General features: G+C 58.2%; 11 protein-coding genes. 4 read left to right on the forward strand and 7 right to left on the reverse strand.

Going from position 1 to position 17,132, the window contains the following annotated elements; all coding sequences use genetic code 11:
• Positions 1-89: 89 nt before the first annotated feature.
• The 4 genes from H7B67_RS10030 to H7B67_RS10045 form a co-directional block, all read right to left on the reverse strand.
• Positions 90-800 carry a GDSL-type esterase/lipase family protein gene (locus H7B67_RS10030; protein ID WP_185119693.1) on the reverse strand — a complete coding sequence of 237 codons (711 nt, stop codon included), beginning with the start codon at positions 798-800 and terminating at the stop codon, positions 90-92.
• 57 nt (positions 801-857) lie between these two features.
• Complete coding sequence (locus H7B67_RS10035) at positions 858-1,688, reverse strand: carbohydrate ABC transporter permease (RefSeq protein WP_185119694.1); 831 nt, start codon at positions 1,686-1,688, stop codon at positions 858-860.
• Positions 1,688-2,560 (reverse strand): carbohydrate ABC transporter permease, encoded by an 873-nt coding sequence (locus H7B67_RS10040; protein ID WP_185119695.1) that lies wholly within the window; start codon positions 2,558-2,560, stop codon positions 1,688-1,690. Before H7B67_RS10040 ends, H7B67_RS10035 begins: the two co-directional genes overlap by 1 nt.
• A gap of 70 nt (positions 2,561-2,630) precedes the next feature.
• Complete coding sequence (locus tag H7B67_RS10045; RefSeq protein WP_185119696.1) at positions 2,631-3,935, reverse strand: ABC transporter substrate-binding protein; 1,305 nt, start codon at positions 3,933-3,935, stop codon at positions 2,631-2,633.
• Positions 3,936-4,084: 149 nt separating this feature from the next.
• On the opposite strand from H7B67_RS10045, the gene H7B67_RS10050 reads away from it, so the two are divergent.
• Genes H7B67_RS10050 through H7B67_RS10060 form a run of 3 tightly spaced genes read left to right on the forward strand, consistent with a single transcriptional unit; the run spans position 4,085 to position 8,077 of the window.
• On the forward strand, positions 4,085-5,848 hold the full coding sequence (locus H7B67_RS10050) for a cache domain-containing sensor histidine kinase (protein ID WP_245363280.1): 1,764 nt from the start codon (positions 4,085-4,087) through the stop codon (positions 5,846-5,848).
• A gap of 21 nt (positions 5,849-5,869) precedes the next feature.
• Complete coding sequence (locus tag H7B67_RS10055) at positions 5,870-7,381, forward strand: response regulator (protein ID WP_185119698.1); 1,512 nt, start codon at positions 5,870-5,872, stop codon at positions 7,379-7,381.
• A 30-nt stretch (positions 7,382-7,411) separates the two neighbouring features.
• The gene (locus H7B67_RS10060; RefSeq protein WP_185119699.1) at positions 7,412-8,077 is read left to right on the forward strand and encodes an SGNH/GDSL hydrolase family protein; all 666 of its coding nucleotides are present in this window, start codon (positions 7,412-7,414) and stop codon (positions 8,075-8,077) included.
• A gap of 7 nt (positions 8,078-8,084) precedes the next feature.
• On the opposite strand, the gene H7B67_RS10065 is transcribed toward H7B67_RS10060, so the two are convergent.
• Entirely contained in the window at positions 8,085-8,900 is an 816-nt protein-coding gene (locus H7B67_RS10065) for an acyltransferase domain-containing protein (RefSeq protein ID WP_185119700.1), read from the reverse strand.
• 39 nt (positions 8,901-8,939) lie between these two features.
• Positions 8,940-9,746, reverse strand: a complete 807-nt coding sequence (locus tag H7B67_RS10070) for an AraC family transcriptional regulator (protein WP_185119701.1) — start codon at positions 9,744-9,746, stop codon at positions 8,940-8,942.
• A 153-nt stretch (positions 9,747-9,899) separates the two neighbouring features.
• Here H7B67_RS10070 and H7B67_RS10075 point away from each other — a divergent pair, with 153 nt between their 5' ends.
• A complete protein-coding gene (locus H7B67_RS10075) occupies positions 9,900-10,679 on the forward strand; it encodes an ATP-binding cassette domain-containing protein (protein ID WP_185119957.1) in 780 nt (259 codons plus the stop codon).
• A gap of 366 nt (positions 10,680-11,045) precedes the next feature.
• On the opposite strand, the gene H7B67_RS31090 is transcribed toward H7B67_RS10075, so the two are convergent.
• Positions 11,046-16,991 (reverse strand): rhamnogalacturonan lyase family protein, encoded by a 5,946-nt coding sequence (locus H7B67_RS31090; protein WP_281067801.1) that lies wholly within the window; start codon positions 16,989-16,991, stop codon positions 11,046-11,048.
• Between the last annotated feature and the right edge of the window lie 141 nt (positions 16,992-17,132).

The following is a 17,132-nucleotide window of genomic DNA, read 5'->3' on the forward strand; positions in this document are numbered from 1 at the left end:
TTAAGCGAACTGTTCTCAAAGCGAGCTTAGAACTTACTTTTGGGACAGCCCCTTTTGGATTTGCGTTATTTTGAAATTGCTTTATGCCGCTAATTCGCAACCTCCGCCAGATAAGGCTTCAGAGCCTCCGCCCACTTCCGGTACCCGCGGTCCGTCAGATGGCAATAATCCGGCGTCGTCTCCGGCGACAGCGTTCCGTCCGCTTCCAGCAGCTCGGGTCCGATGTCGACGAAGGCGTAGCCGCGCTCCTCCGCCAGCTTCGCATACCTGGCGTTGATCTCTTGAATCAGGAGCCGGCGAGGGTGATCCGGTTCCTTCTCCCGCGGGAAGACCGCCATCACGACGATTCTCGCGTTCGGGGCTTTGGCTTCCACCCGGTCGCAGATGGCCGCCAGTCCTTCCGCGATCTCCTCGGCCGTGTTGGCTCTCGCGTTCTCCGTCTCGCTCGTGTTGTTCGTGCCGATCAGAATGACGACGAGCTTAGGATTCAGACCGTCCAGCTGTCCGTGATCGAGCCTCCAGAGCACGTTCTGCGTGCGATCCCAACCGAAGCCCATATTAAGCACCCGGTAAGAAGAGAACAACGAGTTCCATACTTCGCCCGATCCGTGCAGATGCGGCGGCTTCGGCTCTCCGCCCCAGAAGTGGGTAATCGAATCCCCGATCATGACGATCTCCGGGTCGATCCCGGCCTGCATGCCCAGCACCTGCTCGTGTCTCTCCCACCAATCGTAGCTGTCTTCCTCCAGCTTGGACACCGGAATCGCCGCCGTGTTGATCGTGTCGCTTTGTTTGGCCATTTTCTTGCTCCTTGGAGGTTTTTCCTTCTATTATAAAGGCTTTCGGCTGCGTGCGCCTTATCCTTTGACCGCGCCGGCCGTGAGACCGCCGACGATGTATTTCTGCGCGAACAAATAAAGAATGAAGACGGGCAGCGACGTCAGCACCAGATCCGCGAAGATCAGGTTCCAATCCCGGCTGAACTTGCCGTAGAAGTTGTATACCGACAGCGGCATCGTCCAATCGGAGCTGTCGGTGAGGAAGTACAGCGGAATCGTGATGTCGTTCCAGACCGACATGAACACCATAATCGCGACGGTAGCGTTCACGGGTACGATAAGCGGAATGATAATCCGGAAGAAAACGCTGAACATGCCCGCGCCCTCGAGGAATGCGACCTCGTCGAGCACCTTCGGGATCGACTTGATGAAGCCGTTGTACAGGAATACGCTAAACGCGGTATTCAAGGCGGCATAAATCAAGATGACGCTCGTTACGCTTCCGTAGAAGCCCATCCACTGGACGACGCGAATCGTCGTGATCGTGGACATCGGCGCGATCAGGCCCATGAAGAAGAAAAGGTACAGGAAGTTGGACAAGCGCGATTCCCTTCTTACCAGCACGAACGACGCCGCCGACGTCGTCACGATGTTGACGACGGACGAAATTCCGGTAATGAGAATGCCGTTCAGGAACGCTCTCAGCAGATCGCCTTCCTCGTAGACGAGCTTGTAGTTGCTGAACATCCATTCTTTCGGAAGCGAGAGCGAGAAATCCAACACCTCCGCGCTTGTCTTGAACGACCCGAGAAGCATGACGAGAATCGGAAGCAGGACAAGCAGAGAGGCGAGGATCATGATCAATTCGACGAGATAGTTGCGCCAGGACTTTCTTGCGAGCAGATTCATTATTCGGAGACCTCCTTGCGGCGCATGAACATCAGCAGCGGAATCGAGATGATCGTGACGGCCACGAACAGCAGCGTGTTGACGGCGGTGCCGAGCCCCCAGCTGCCTTCGCCGAACGAGCGCAGGATGATCGTTCCGACGACCTGCGAAGCATTGCCCGGTCCTCCCCCGGTGAGCACGAACACCTCGGAGAATACTTTCAATCCGCCGATCAAGGTCAGCATGACGTTGATGTTTATCGCCGGCAGAAGCAGCGGCAGCGTGATGTTCAAGAAGCTCTTCCAACTGCCCGCCCCGTCGATCGTAGCCGCTTCATAATACTCCTTCGAGATCGACTGGAGGCCGGCGAGGTAGATCGCCATCTGGAATCCGGCCGTCTGCCAGATCGAGACGAAGGAGATCGTCAGAATGACGATGGCCGGATCGGTCAGCCAGGCTTGGGACAGCGAGCCCAGGCCGAACCACTCGAGGATCTTGTTGATGGATCCGTCGGATCGGAGCATCGGTGTAAATACGATGCTGATGACCATGATGCTCAGGATGGAGGGAGAATAGAAAATCGCCCTCAGCCAGTTGCGGGACTTCAGCTTCATATTTAAAGCGACGGCAAGCGCGATCCCGATCACGTTCTTCCCGATGACGGTGACGACCGCGAAGATCAACGTGTTCTTGAGCGCCAGCAGCAGCGTGCTGTCCGAGAAGATCGTCTTGAAGTTCGTCCAGCCGTTCCAGTGAATCTCCGTTCGGTCCAGCCGCCAGTCCGTGAAGGAGTAGAAGAGGCCGATAATCGTCGGCAGAACGAAGAAGATGCAGTAGATGAGCAGCGCCGGCCAAATCATATAGTAGGAATAAAGCCTCTTGTATATCTTCATGATTCACTCTCCGTAACGGAGGGGACAGAACCGGCGCGCGGCCGATTCTGTCCGTGTCCGCCTTTTTTTCTTAGAAGCCTTCGACTCCCTTGTCCTTCATCAGCTGCTGGAACTTCGTATTCCAGGCGTCCAGCGCTTCCTTCGCCGACTTGCCTCCCGCGTATACGTCCTGGAAGCTGCGGTACATCTCGCTCATGTCGACCTGCAGGTAGCCTTCCATCGTCGTGACGGTCTTCTGCGGGGTGATGTAGTTGTCGACGATCTCCTGCTTGTATTCCGGCAGCTCCGGAGTCGTGACGTCGCTGAAGTTGGAGACGTATTTCTGCTCGGTCACGATCTGCTGCGCTACGTCCTTGGACCCAAGGAATTCAAGGAACTTCTTCGCTTCGGCGAGATGCTTCGCTTGCTTCGGAATGAACAGCTGGCCGCCCAGCGGGCTGGCTCCCATCAGCACGTTGTCCGTGTACGGAACCGGGAACAGACCCAGGTGGACATTAGGATCCTTGGTCTCGACGTCTTGGATCAGCCAGTCGCCCATGAACATCATCGCGACTTCCTTGTTAAGGAATTTGCCCACGGCCATGTCGTAGCTGTCGCTGAGGACGTCGGCGTTCGTCAGGCCTTGCTTGTACAGCTGGTATTGCTGATCGATGAGCGTCTCCAGCTCCGGAATCTCGTTCCACTTCTTCTTGTTCGTGTTCAAATCCTCGAACAGGGTCGGGTCGTTCTTGCTCGCGTAATCGGCCAGCGCGGCGGACGTCCAGATATTGGTCGCCCAAGCATCCTTGAACGGCATGAAGATCGGCGTAATGCCCGCATCCTTGATTTTCTGGCTGGCGGCGATGAACTCTTCGTAGTTCTTAGGAACGGACAGGCCAAGCTCGTTGAAGATATCCTTGTTGTACACGACGCCTTGCATGCCGGTGTCTTGGCTGACGTGGAAGCCGTAAACGTGCCCGTGCGCGGACAGCACGTTCTTGTTGACCACGCGGCCGACCCAAGGCTCGTCGTCGAGAATCTCGAAGTTCCGCTCGAGGTTCAAGTCGGTCACGGCGCTGGCCAGGTTGTACTGCACGATGTCCGGAGTCTCTCCGACGGCCAGCTTCGTCTGGAGCACCGTCGTGATCTGTTCGGACGGCAGCAATTGAAGATTGACTTTGATATTCGTTTCTTTCTCGAATTGGTCCAGCAGGTCCTGGTCGACGAAGGCGGAATCCTGAGAAGCTTTCGAAATGGCGAGCTCGATCGTCACCTTCCCGCCCGAACCGGAGCTTGCGTTCGACGAATCGTCTCCGGAATTGCCGCATGCGGTCAGAGAGACGGCAAGCGCCGAGGCTGCCAGAACGGCGGATACGCGTTTGGTTGTCTGTTTCATTCCAACTTCCCCCATTGACTTAGTAGTTGTCACAATGCTTGAATGCGATTACAATATCGATTATAAAATTCGGCCTGACCGAGGTACATGTTTGTGGTTTACTCTTCATGTGTAATATTCTGAACCGAAAGATCGGGAGGTCGCTGCCGTTGGCCAGCCTATTGCGTCGATTCCGCCTGAGAACGAGCCTGCAGTCCAAGCTGATCTGGACGTTCTTGCCGCTGCTGCTGCTCATGCTGGGCATATTCCTTCTCTACGTGAACACCTTCGTCTTCAAGCCGCTGTGGGAGAAAACCGTCGAAGAAACGCAGCTGTCCGCGGCGAAGGTATCGGAGCAGCTGGACGGCTACCTGGACCTTCAGAATCAGCTGTCCCAGAGACTTCTCGCCAACAAGGACCTGCTTGCCCTGTTGGATCCGGAGAATCCGCCCGCTTATAATAAGCTAACAAAAGACCGCCTGCTCAAGGATTACATGTTCCGGGCGCTCGGGCCGACCATGGACATCCGGGATATGATCGTGTACGATCTGGAAGGCCGGGAGCTCGTCTCTTATCTCGGAATGGGCGCTCCGTCCGATCTGGGCCCGATCATCTCGAATCCGAAATATGCCGCTCCGCTAAACGACAGCCATTATTTTCTTTATAAAGATCCGCATGGCGAGATGGCTTTTATTCGGTCGATTAACGATAAGGACGGCAAAATCTACGGGTACCTGTACATTATGCTCGACAGCGCCTTTCTTCGGAAGCTGGCGGACGGCGTTGTCGGGTCGGACGTCTATATTCTCGATACGGACGGAACGGTCGTGCTGGCGTCCTCCGAAGCCGACGAGGAATACCCGAAGGACGAGCTGAATCGCGAGTGGTCCGGAAGCGGATTCTTTACCGACAGCTCCCGCCGCCATTACGTCGCTTACCGGACATCGGAGAACAACGACTGGACGTCGGTTGTCGTCGCCTCCAAAGCCTCGGCGTTCGGCTCCGTCAACTCGGTCCGCAACCTCTCGATCCTGATGATCGTCTCGCTGGCGCTCTTCTCATTGGTATACGTCTACGTCTCCGCCCGAAACTTCGTGCTGCCGATCCGCCGCCTGCGAAGCCAGATCACGCGCATGAACTACAGCAACCTGAATTTGCAGGCCGACCGGCGGCTGCATAACAACGAGCTGCAGCTGCTGAACGAGGCGTTCGGGGAGATGCTGGAACGGCTACAGAATTCCATCGAGAGGGAGAAGCTGGCCGTTCACGAAGAGGTAATGGCGCGGAATTCCGCTCTGCAGGCGCAAATCGCGCCCCATTTTATCCACAATTCGCTGTACCTGATCAGCATTGCCTCCCAGGAAGGCAAGAACGATGCGGTATCCGCCATGTGCAAGCAGCTGTCCGAGAGTCTGCGCTACATCGTCTCTTCGCCTTATCAGCATGTGAGCATGCTCGAGGAGATCGAGCATACGAAGCGATACTTGTCGCTGGTCGAACGGAATTACGAAGACGACCTCGAGTGGAGCATCGAGCTCGATCCTTCGGCCGACGCGATCCAGCTTCCCCGCCTCGTCATTCAGCCCTTCGTCGAGAACGCGATCGAGCACGCCTTCGACAGCACGGATCCGCCTTGGCGAATCAAGATCGCGGTCAAGCTGTACAACGGGCTCTGGGCGATCGAGATCGGCGACAACGGCAAAGGGATGAACTCGGAAGAGATCCGGCGCATGATGGAGAAAATCGAGCAGTCCGATCACGGCGTTCAAGAGATGAAGAGCGAGTCGCTCGGAATCGGCAGCATGGGCGTCATCAACACGGTGAACCGGCTGAAGCTGATGTACCGCAACCGCGTCTTCTTCAATATCTTCACCAATGAGGACGGCGGCACGACCGTGCAGATCATCGCTTCTCTTAAACGGGATTTCTACTGAGGAGAAAGGGGGCTCACAATCATGTATGACGTGCTCATTGCCGAGGATAGCAAGCCTATTCTGAGGAATTTGACCATGCTGCTGGAGACGTCGGGGCTTCCGATCCGGGTCGCGGCGACGGCCGTCAACGGCGAAGAAGCCTTGGAGCGCTTCCGCTCCCAATCCTTCGATATCCTGCTTACGGATATTCGCATGCCGAAGATGGACGGTCTGACTCTGATCGCGGAGGCCAAAAAGCTGCAGCCGGAACTGAAGGCGATCCTGATCAGCAGCTACAGCGATTTCGAATACACGCGCAAAGCGCTGAACCTGCAAGTTAGCGATTATCTGCTTAAGCCCGTGGAGAAAAGCCAGCTGACCGAGGTCCTCTCGAACGTGCTCGAACGGCTTCGTGCCGCTCAGCCCACTCCGGCTTCCTTGTTTCGCGACCTGGTCTCCGAGAGCGGCTGGAAAGCGCTCGAGCGGGATCCGGAAGCGGTCAAGGCCGCCAGCCGGTTTCTTCTCGTTCGGCGGCAGCCGTTCTCCGGGATGAACGCGCTTGCTCCGGAGCCGATTCGATCGGCGCTGTCTCTTCCCCCATCGGCCATCGTTCTGCAGACGGCTTCCGGCGACGGCGTTCTGATCTTGGGCGGCGACGATTGGCCGAGAAGCGAGGCGGATTCGACCGCAAGCCTTCTGGAGGATTGGCGAGAGAGCTTGCAGGAGAAGGGCTGGTCCGTTTCGTTTGCCGCCGGTCTCCAAACGGCGGCTTGGAACGCCCTGCCGGAGAAGATTCGGGAAGCGTCGCGGCTGTTGGATGATAGAATGCTCGTTTTCCGCCCGCTTGCGTTCGAGCTCACTCAACCTCTTCCGTTCTCCGAACCTTCTTACGAGGAGATCGACCGGTTGGAAGATGGTTACGCAGCTCTTATCCAGCAGTCGGAGAAGGATCGGTTCCTCCTCTTGCTGTCGGAGCAATTGGCCAAGTGGAAGACAACCGGGCTGCGCTTGGAGGAGCTGCGGAGATTCGTCCGGCGCCTCGCAGCCTCCTTTGTCTCCGTGCTCGAAAGCGTCGGCTCTCTCGCGACGGCGGAGCTTCCGGGCCGAGCGGAGAGGCTTCTCGAGCTTGCGGATTACGAGACGTTCCGCTCCGAGCTGCTGGCCTTCGCGGAGGAATGGCTCGAAGCTATCCGGTCCAGCCGCCGCAAGAGCGGACAGGAGCTGTTCCATCAGATCGACCAATACCTGAGAACGAACCTGTACTCGAACGTCGCGATACAGGACCTCGTGGACCGGTTCCACGTCAGCCCGTCCTACATCAGCCGCATCGTCAAACGGCACGGCGGCCAGACGTTCGTGAACTTCTACACCGACTTGAAGATCGCCGAAGCCCGCCGCCTGATGGAGGCGAAGCCGGAGATGCTGATCAAGGAGATCGCGGAGGTTCTGTGCTTCGGGGATCAGCATTATTTCTCCAAGGTATTCAAGGACAGGACCGGTTCCAGCCCTCTCGAGTACAAAAGCCGGCTTCAGGAGAGCAGCGAAACCATATAACCTACGACAATGGCAAAGGAGAGTTCGAACATGAGCGCAACCCGTTATACCGTTCTATTCCAAGGCGACTCCATCACGGACGGCGGCAGGGGCCGGAGCGAGGACCTTAACCATATTCTGGGCCATAGCTACCCTTTTTTGGTCGCGACCCGCTTGGGGGCCGACTTGGCCGAAAGGGGCCTTCATTTCGTCAATCGCGGAATCAGCGGCAATCGCCTCTCCGACCTGTATGCCCGCTGGAACGAGGACGCGTTCGCCGTTCGTCCGGATCTCATCAGCATCCTCGCCGGCGTCAACGACGTTTGGTTCCGCATGCACGGCCAGCCGGGAGGCGTTACCGACCGGTTCGAACGAACGTACCGCCATCTGCTGGATGAGACGAGGGAAGTGCTCCCTAACGCTCGGCTGGTTCTCTGCGAGCCTTTTCTTCTGAAAGTCGGCGGTCCGGCGGAGCGCTGGGAGGAATGGCGAACGGCTATCGCCGATTATCAGGCGAAAGTGCGGGAGCTGGCCTTGCAGTACGGTGCCATCTTCGTGCCGTTGCAGGAAGTATTCGATCGAGCGTCCGAGCGGGCCGAGGCGAGCTATTGGATCTGGGACGGCGTCCATCCTACCGCGGCCGGCCATCAGCTTATCGCCGATCAATGGCTCGCCGTTGTCCGGAAGGACGTCCCGGAGCTGTGTTCAAGCGATTAGGCTTATCCTACTCCGAATCGGGGATATAGACGCCGCAGCCTCTGCCGAGCTTGCCGCCGGCAAGCAAATACGCTTTGGCGGCGCGCTGCAGGCTTGTCTGCTCCCCGTATTCGGAGGGATCGGATGCGGTTCGAATAAAAATGCGCTGCTCCGCTTCCCTTGAGGTTTCGTCGACTTCGTAAATACTAAACAGCCGCTGAAATCGCAAGATATTCGATTCGAGGCTCAAAATATTCGCTAGTCCGGGATATAACAGCCACGAACGGCAAGTAAAAATCGGAGGGATACCTCTGAAGAAGGTTCGGGCCAAGCGGAAGGAGCGATCGACCTCCTCCGGAGTCAAGGGCTCCCCTTCCGGAATATGTACGTTCAGCACGACCTGATTTTTCTCGATCAGCAATCCGTTTACCTTCATATCGGATTCGAAGGCATAAGGCTGGAATTGCAACCGGCCAAGCCGAAACAAACGGAGCCGGACATGCTCCTGCAGCCAGCCGTATTCCTCGATGCCGTATACTCCGTAATCCCGGCGACAAACCTCGGACCAAATCCGAATATCCGAGAACGTATCGAAATAAACGTCTTCGGGGATTCCCCGCACCCGATACTCCTCATAAGCATCCACGGCAAACCTCGCGAACAAATAAAGAAGCCTTTGCCTGTAGCCTTCTTCGCCCGTGACGCGTTCGAAAAAAGAATGGCGATCCGCCAGAAAGTGCCGCTTATGTTCTAAGTAATCGCTTTCCTCCATGACATAGGCTTCGAGCTGTCGGCGGGCCATGTCATTCAATTGAATGCCTTCGCAAAATTCGCTTAATTGCATGTAAACTCTCCTGTTCTTGTGTCTTTGCTGCTGCTCCGGTTATATCCGCAGCCCGCTCCGATATTGCTCCGGCGTCGTCCCGACGCTCTTGACGAATACCCGGTAGAATTGGCTGGCGCTTCCGAACCCCAGGCTATGGCTGATCTCCGTGACCGTGGCGTCTCTGCGGCTTAACCGGGCTTTGGCCTCTTCTATCCGGAGCGAGAGCAGGTATTGATAAGGGGTCATGCCGAGGATGGCCTTAAACGACCGGATAAAATGAAACCGGCTCTGCAGCGCGATCGCAGCCAGAGTGTCGATGCCGAGCTTTTCCGTAAAATGTTCGTGCATATAATCCAGCGCCAGGGCCATGTGCCTGTCGGACGTGGACACGCTGGCGACGGCGGCATCCCGCTTGTTCGTCTGGTTGCCCCTTAGCACGCGCGACAGGAAATGAAGCACCTGCGTCTCCGTCTCTTGCACGGCCATGGGATCCGCCGAATCTTGCAGCAGAAGGGTTGACGCCCACTGGCGGAAACGGCTGCTCAGCTCGACCGGATCGATCCGCTGCCGGATGTCCAGCTCCAGGGGCTGCTGCCGATTGAATTCGTCGAACCCGCCCCGGTCCACTTGCAGCACGATGACTCCCGCCCGATCGGACACGTGAAGCTCATGCGGCTCCTCCGGGTATTGCACGTAGCCTTCTCCGCATTCGAGCTCGTAAGAACGATGCTTCCCGACGAAGAGGCAGGATCCGTGGACGGGCACCGTGATTTGGAACTCTCTCTCGTGAATGTGAGGGGGCGTATCGTGCTCCTCTTCGATTCTCCAAAGCGACATTCGCGGCGTATCGATTCTGATCTTCATCGCGGCCACCTATCATTTCGTCTATGTGCCCTGAGTATAGCAAAAGTTGCGGCCCGATGCCGCAATTTTCGCGACGACAGCCGTTGCGGGCTTGCTTATGATAGAAGAAAACGCGATATTCGTCTTGGAAAAGGAGAGCGGCTTGTGGAGGAAATAGAGGATATAATCCGGCTTGAAGGAGTAACCTGGAGGCGCGGCGAGCTTACGCTGCTTAACGATATTCATTGGCGGATCCGCCGCCATGAGCACTGGGCGCTGCTCGGCTTGAACGGCTCGGGCAAAACGACGTTGCTTAACATCGTCAATGGCTATTATTGGCCGACCAAAGGAAACGTGACCGTTCTGGGCCAACGTTTCGGGGAAGTCGATCTACGGGAGCTGCGGCAGTCGATCGGATGGGTCAGCTCGTCCCTTCAAGAGAAGCTGTACGGCGCCGACCGCGCGCAATACGTCGTCATCAGCGGCAAATTCGCCTCTATCGGATTGTACGAGAATCCGACGCCCGAGGATTTCCTCAAAGCGGAGACGCTTATGGCGGCGCTTGGCTGCCCGCACCTGTGGGACCGGGAATACCGGACATGCTCCCAAGGCGAAAAGCAGAAGCTGCTCATCGCCAGAGCCCTGATGGCCGATCCGAAGCTTCTTATTCTGGATGAACCGTGCAACGGGCTGGATCTGTTCTCGCGGGAGCGGCTGCTGGCCAGCATCGACGATCTGACCCGGCAGGAGAACATGCCGACCGTCATCTACGTGACGCATCATACCGAGGAGATCCTGCCGGCATTCGCTCGCACGTTGCTGCTAAGGCGAGGCGAGGCATTCCGCCAGGGAGCGACTTCGGAGGTCATGAACTCGGCGACGATGAGCGAATTCTTCGAAGCGCCGGTCGTCGTCGAACGGCACAAGGATCGCTGCTATGTAAGAATGGAGTAGACATTGCGAGGCTGCTGCCTTAGGGATCCAGCGTTTTCCGCAAATCCGCGATGGTATAATTCTTGAGAACCTGCCAGTCTTCAGCAGGTTAACCGTTGTTCTTTCGGACATACAGTCCGTTAGAACGTCGAGGTAGCCTTTTAAAATTTTTAATGGACATAGGAAACCCTTAGATGGGCAAAAACACCTTTTTTAAGGCCGTTTCCGTAGGCTAACGGACTGTATGTCCGTTACCTTTCAAACGGTCTATAAATCGGTGTTTAAGAGTCGCGAGTGTCCGTTAGCGCCACCTGGGCATGGAAGTCACATTACTTTCTCGATAGACTAAGAGGGCGCCTCTACGGAGACGCCCTCTCTTGCCAATAATTACGATCGAACCGTTACTTTTATCTTCGCCGTCTTCGTCTCGCCGGCTTCGTTGCGGAGCACGGCTTGATACTCGTAAGTCCCCTTCGCCTTCCCGGTAAATGCCGTTACGGCCGATTGAGCGTTCGGCGTGTTGGCCGTCAACGCTTGCGTATCCACGAGCACCCCGTTCTCGTACAAAGCATACTCCGTTGCGTTCGTTCCCCACCACAAATTCATGGCAATCTTGAAGCTGCCGTCCCCGTCCCAGTTGTCGTGCGACAGAACGGCTTGCCCCGGCGAAGCGTCCGTAACGACTACGGTAAGAGGCGCGCATTCCGCCCGTCCGAACGCATTGGACAGCTCGCACGTATAAACGTAGGTGCCGTTCTTCTTGCCGCCGATATCCGTCTTCACGGTTTGGGCGGACGGCGAGCCATCCTCCAGGTTCACGGTGTTGATGAGCGTTCCGTTCTCGTAGAGCTTAAACTTCGTGCCGTTATTGCCCCACCACAGGTTCATCGTCACCGCGTACGATCCGTCCCGGAGTCCCGTGTCATGGCCGTTGTCGTCCGACAGGACCGGCTTGCCGGGAGCGGCGGTCGCCTGATCCGTCGGCGGCGTCAGATCGATCGTAAAGGAGAGCGTTCGGGGCGCTTCTTCATTCCCTTCGCGGTCTACGCTCCAAAACTGAACCGTATGATCTCCTTCCGTTTCGATAGTCGCTTGTTTTCCGGATACGATGTCCCCGTTATCGATCCGGTAATAAGTCGCCGCGACTCCGGAGCCTTCATCGGTCGCTTCGAAAGCAACCTGCACGGCCGAACGGTACGTGCCGTTCTGCAGGTCCCCGGTCGGAACGGCCGTCGTCGTCGGCGCCTCCCGATCTTCCGCGGGCGCGCCGACCACTTGAATCTTGGGCGCTGGCGGCTCCTCCATGCCGGTTCCGAGATAGAAGCTCGTATGCGGCGGCTGATTGTAGGCGACGTTCTGCCAAGCGACGCCGAGACGGTAAATCGGGTCGTGCATCAGCGTGCGCAGACGCGTCTCGGTCGGGTCGGTCGTCGTGTAGATCCGCAGCTCGGAGCTGTCCTCGCTTCTCCATACGGCTTCTTCTCGCCAGTCGCCGAAGAGATCCGCTTGCAGGTTCGGCGTCGCTTTCGTGCCGTTGTTCGAGAGAGCTCCTTCCGCCGTAAACAGGCGGTTGGTCGTCCGGTTCGCGTAATCCCACTTGTCGATATGGTTGGAGTCGAGCAGCTCGCGGCTTAGATCCCCATCCCACCAGATGCCGAAGTTCGTCGACGCCGGAATGGCCGTGCTGATCAGCTCGCCCTTCGCGCTGTACAGTCCGGTGATCGGAACGTGCTGCTCGTTCGTGATCGTGGCGGCCCATACCTCTTCGCCCAAGTAGTTCGGATCGATGTCGGCGGACATTCCGCGGCCGGTGTCGATGCCGGTGTAGACGCCCCAGAGCACTTCGCCCGTCTCCGCGTCGCGGAAGTCCATCCCATAGGGCGAATCGGCATGCTCATGAACGTTGAAAAACTCAAGTCCCGGCCGGCTCGGATCGAGGTCGCCCAGATGCTGAGCGTCACCGTGCCCGAGTCCCGTGTTGTAGAGCGGCTTGCCGTTATCGTCGATGGCCATGGCTCCGAACGTGATTTCGTCCTTGCCGTCGCGATCGACGTCGCCGATGGACAGGTTGTGATCCCCTTGGCCCGTATACGCAGCCCCGTACTCCTTGTCGTTCGAATCGAACTTCCAACGCTTGACGAGTTCGCCGTTCCTGTAATCGTAAGCGACGATGACCGTTCTCGTATAATAGCCGCGACTTACGATCAAGCTCGGATGTTCGCCGTCCAGATAAGCGACCGCGGCCAGGAAGCGGTCGACCCGGTTGCCGTAGGCGTCTCCCCAATCCGAGACGGTTCCCCGCGGCGGGTCGTAAACGGTCGTCGTCAGCGCCCGGCCGGTTAGGCCGTCGAACACGGTCAAGTATTCCGGCCCTTGCAGAATGTAGCCGCTGCTGTTGCGGTGGTCGGCGGAGGCAATGCCGATGGCCGCTCCCGTTCCGTCGATCGTGCCGTCCGCCGTCTTGAACGCGACCTCCGCCTTCCCGTCGCCGTCCAGATCGTACACCATGAATTGGGTGTAATGGGCTCCCGCGCGGATGTTCTTGCCGAGGTCGATTCGCCACAGCCTCGTGCCGTCCAGCTTATAAGCGTCGATATAGACGTTGCCGGTATAGCCGGCCTGCGAGTTATCGTGCGCGTTGGACGGATCCCACTTGACGATCAGCTCGTAGACTTCGTCGCCGTCCAGATCCCCGACGCTCGAGTCGCTTGCGCTGTAAGTATAGGCCTCGCCGGCTGGCGTAATGCCGCCCGTCGGCTTCTGAATCGGCACGGCCAAGTAGTCGTTCTGCCATACGGCCGTCTCCTTCGAGGCCGTCCGTTCCTTGCCGCTCGCGTCGACGGTCTTCAGCACGTAAATCGAGGAATCCGTGCCGGACGCGTCGAACAGGTTGGTCGCTCCGTCGATCGGATCGGCGTTTACCTTCGAGCCGTCCCGGTACAGGTTGAAGGAGATGTCGGACGGATCGGTGCCGAGCATCCTCCAGCCGACGTAGACGCCGCCTTCCTGCTTCACGGCGACCAGCGCGCGGTCCAAATATTCCGCCTGACGGTAAAGCACCGTAACCGCCGGAGTCGTCAGGACTTCGGACAGCTCGGAGACGCCTCCCGCGCTGACCGCCGCTACCTTGTAATAATATGGAATCGTCGTCAGAACGGTCGTATCGGTGAAGCCGGTCGTCGCCGATCTGCCGATCGGCTCGTAGCTTCCGTTCTCGCTGGTCGAACGGTAAACGCGGTACGCCCTCGCTCCTTCGCTCGCGTCCCAGCCGATCGTCAGATCGTTCTTGTTCACTTCTTCCGTTCTTAGGTTGACGGGAGGCACCGGTATCGGCACGTTCGGATCGACCAGGGAAACCTCAAGGGTATTCGAAGGTCCCGTCTCCGCCGCCGCGACGTCTACGGTCGTTACTTGATAGACGTACTCCATTCCGACGTCTACCGTATGGTCGACGTAAGCGTTCGTTGCCGGGCTCCCGATCAACTCGAACGCGGCCGAGCCGCTTACGCCGCGGTAAACGTTATATTTCGCCGCATCGTCAACCCCTTGCCACGATAGCGATACGGACGGATGATCGGGATCGGTATCGATCCCGTCCGCCTTGAGCGCGGAAGGCGCCATCAGGATCGGCGTGATCTCCAGCCCGTTCACGATGGCGGTTGCGCCGCCGAACGAGAAGCTCATTTGACCGTCCGACACCCACGTTTGCGGAATGATCTTCTCGGCGATCGTGCGGCTGCCCGCGGATACGGTGCCGTAATCGACGTCCTCGATGGCAACGGTTGTCCTGGCGCTGCCCAAGTAATCGCCCACATAGAGCTTCACCGAATAAAGGCCGTTCGGAACGTCGACGTTGAATTTCCATCCGACGTTGAAATAGCCGAGCCAATCGCGCAGCAGGTCCGTCCCGGTCGCCCGATCGCGTCCGATCATCCCGGCCGGGTCGACGATGCCGTAGCCGCGTTCCGGCGTATATACCGTCGAAAGATTGACTTCCGAATAGCCCTCCATGACGGGCGATCCCGCGAGACCGAAGTCGAACTTCAGCGTCGCTTGCTTCGTGCGGATAACGATCGGCTCCGAATGCTCCGACTCGCCCTTGCCGTTCACCGCGGTGACGACGACGTCGTAGGACTGTCCTTCCGTCATTCCCTGGATCGTGATCGTCGGCACGGTAGCCGAACCGATCAGCGTATAATCCGAAGCGGAAGTCGGCTTGCGGTAAATCTTGTAGATATCCGCTCCTTCCACGGCGTTCCAGTTCAGGACGGCCCCCGCGTTGCTCACGCTGCTGGCCGTAAGGCCCGTCGGCTTCGCCGGCACCTCTGCCGGAGGTTCCGTGTCCGTTACATAGGACGCCAGCGGAAGGTCGAGCTGCCGAATGCCGCCCGACAGCAACCGGGCGATCTGAATGGCGCCGTATTCCTGGAAGTGCGTATTGTCCTCGGAGCCGCTCGGGAAGGCTCCGTAAACGCCGGCGGGAACATGCAGGAACACGGCCAGCGTCCCTTCCGGTCCGATCGTATTGTAGTACTCCCGGCTGAGCGTGCTTAGATCGACAAGCGGCACGTTCAGCTCCGCGGCGAGCTCCTTCATCGCGGCCACGTACTCCGGGAAGCTCACGTTGAACAAGCCCGTGTCCGCGTTATAGTCCCGCCGGCCAACCGGCGTCACGAGGATCGGAGTGGCGCCGCGTTGACGGGCTCCTTCGATATAGGTCTTCAGGTAACCCTTGAAGTCGGCCGGAGACGCATAGCGTTCCGGAATGCTGATCGTCGCGTCGTTATGGCCGAATTGGATCAGGAAATAATCGTTCGGCTTGATCGATCGCAGGATCGTATCCAAGCGGCCTTCCAGCAGGAAGGACTTCGAGCTTCGGCCTCCGATCGACTGGTTGCTGAAGGCAATGTCGCTGGAGAAGTAACGGGAAATCATCTGTCCCCATCCGGCCTGCGGCTTCCAATAGGGATCGTAGGTCTGGACGGTGGAATCCCCGGCGATATAAACCGTCGGCGTCTCTCCGGCCGAGCGTTCCGGCAGCTTCGAGATCACCAATCCGTTGATCTTAGGGGCCGTGCCCGAGAACGTGAAGGTAAGCTGCCCGTCCACCAGCGCGACCTCGAACGTCTGCTCCAGATACTCGCCGGCAGGCTTCGAGGTGAGCGCGATCTTGGCGGCGGTCATTCCTTCGACGGACACGGCCGTTTCGGAGGAGCCGCCGGCGTCGCCCGCGGTTACCGTAACCGCGTAATCTCCGTTAGGCAGGTCGACGTTGAAGTTCGTCCCGACCGGCATCAGATAGTCGGCTTTCACGGCATCCGCCGAACCGCTGTTCCCGGAGAAGACCAGGGACGGATTCGCGAATCCGTATCGCAGCTCCGGCGAATAGGCTACGGGAGATTTAATCCCGAAGTATCCGTCCGCCACCTCGCCCGGACCGAAATCCAGCTTCAGCGGAAGCTCGGAGGGCAGCGGATCCGCATCCTCCGGCGGCTCTCCGGAATTCGGAACCTCCGCCGCAGCAGAGACGCTTGCAGCCGATTCCAGGCCGTTCGCATTCACCGCCGTTACTTGATAGGCATACCGTCCGCCCAGAACAACGGCCGTATCGGTATAAGCCGTGCCCGTTGCTTGGGCAAGCTGCGCGAAGCCGGCCCCTTCATCGTCCGAGCGGTAGAGATTGTAATAGACGGCATCCGTGACGCTGCCCCATTGCAGCGAGACGGACGGAGGCGCCGCCGCGACTCCGGTCACCGTTAGCGAAGCCGGAGCTTCCGGGGGAGCCGATACGGCCTCCTTCACGATAATTCCGTTCAAATAAGCGCCGCCGCCGTTCGCGCCGCTAAGCCCGACGGTAAGCTGACCGTCCGCGACCGTCGTCCGGAAGGTTCCTTCGCCGACGGATTGACGGGCTTGGATCGTCCCGGCCGCAGTCCCCTCCAGCGTCACGTTGAGCCGGGTCGTCGAAGTTCCCGTCAACAGATCGCCGGAATACAGAGTGACGTCGTAATTGCCGTTAGGCAGATCGACCATGAAGCTGAACGATGTCGCCAGCACGAAGTCGTTCGTCAGATCCGTTCCTCCCGAACGGAGGCGGGAATTGATCGCTTGATCCAGGCCATAACCGCGTTCGGCGGCATAAAGATCGTTAGGTCCGACGCCGATAAAGCCTTCCATCACCGGACTTGCTCCCGTGCCGAAGTCGAACTTTTTCTCCACCGGCTCTGCCGCCCGAGCGGTCGAAGCGGCTTCCGGGACCGCGGGAAGCACTAACGATAATAACAGGATGGCGCTTAATGCCTTGGCTGCCGTTTTTCTGATTTTCCTTATCAACCCGATCTCCTCTCTTTCTCCCTGAAAATAGACTGCGTTGTTGCGATAGCCTTGAACGGCATCCCCCCTCTCTATGGAATCGCTTACATCAATCGATAGGAAAACGAGCCGAATTCCTGCCATCGTTCCCCTAGACTCGCC

It is taken from the genome of Cohnella thailandensis (assembly GCF_014212135.1).
In the GTDB taxonomy this organism is placed as follows: Bacteria; Bacillota; Bacilli; order Paenibacillales; family Paenibacillaceae; genus Cohnella; species Cohnella thailandensis.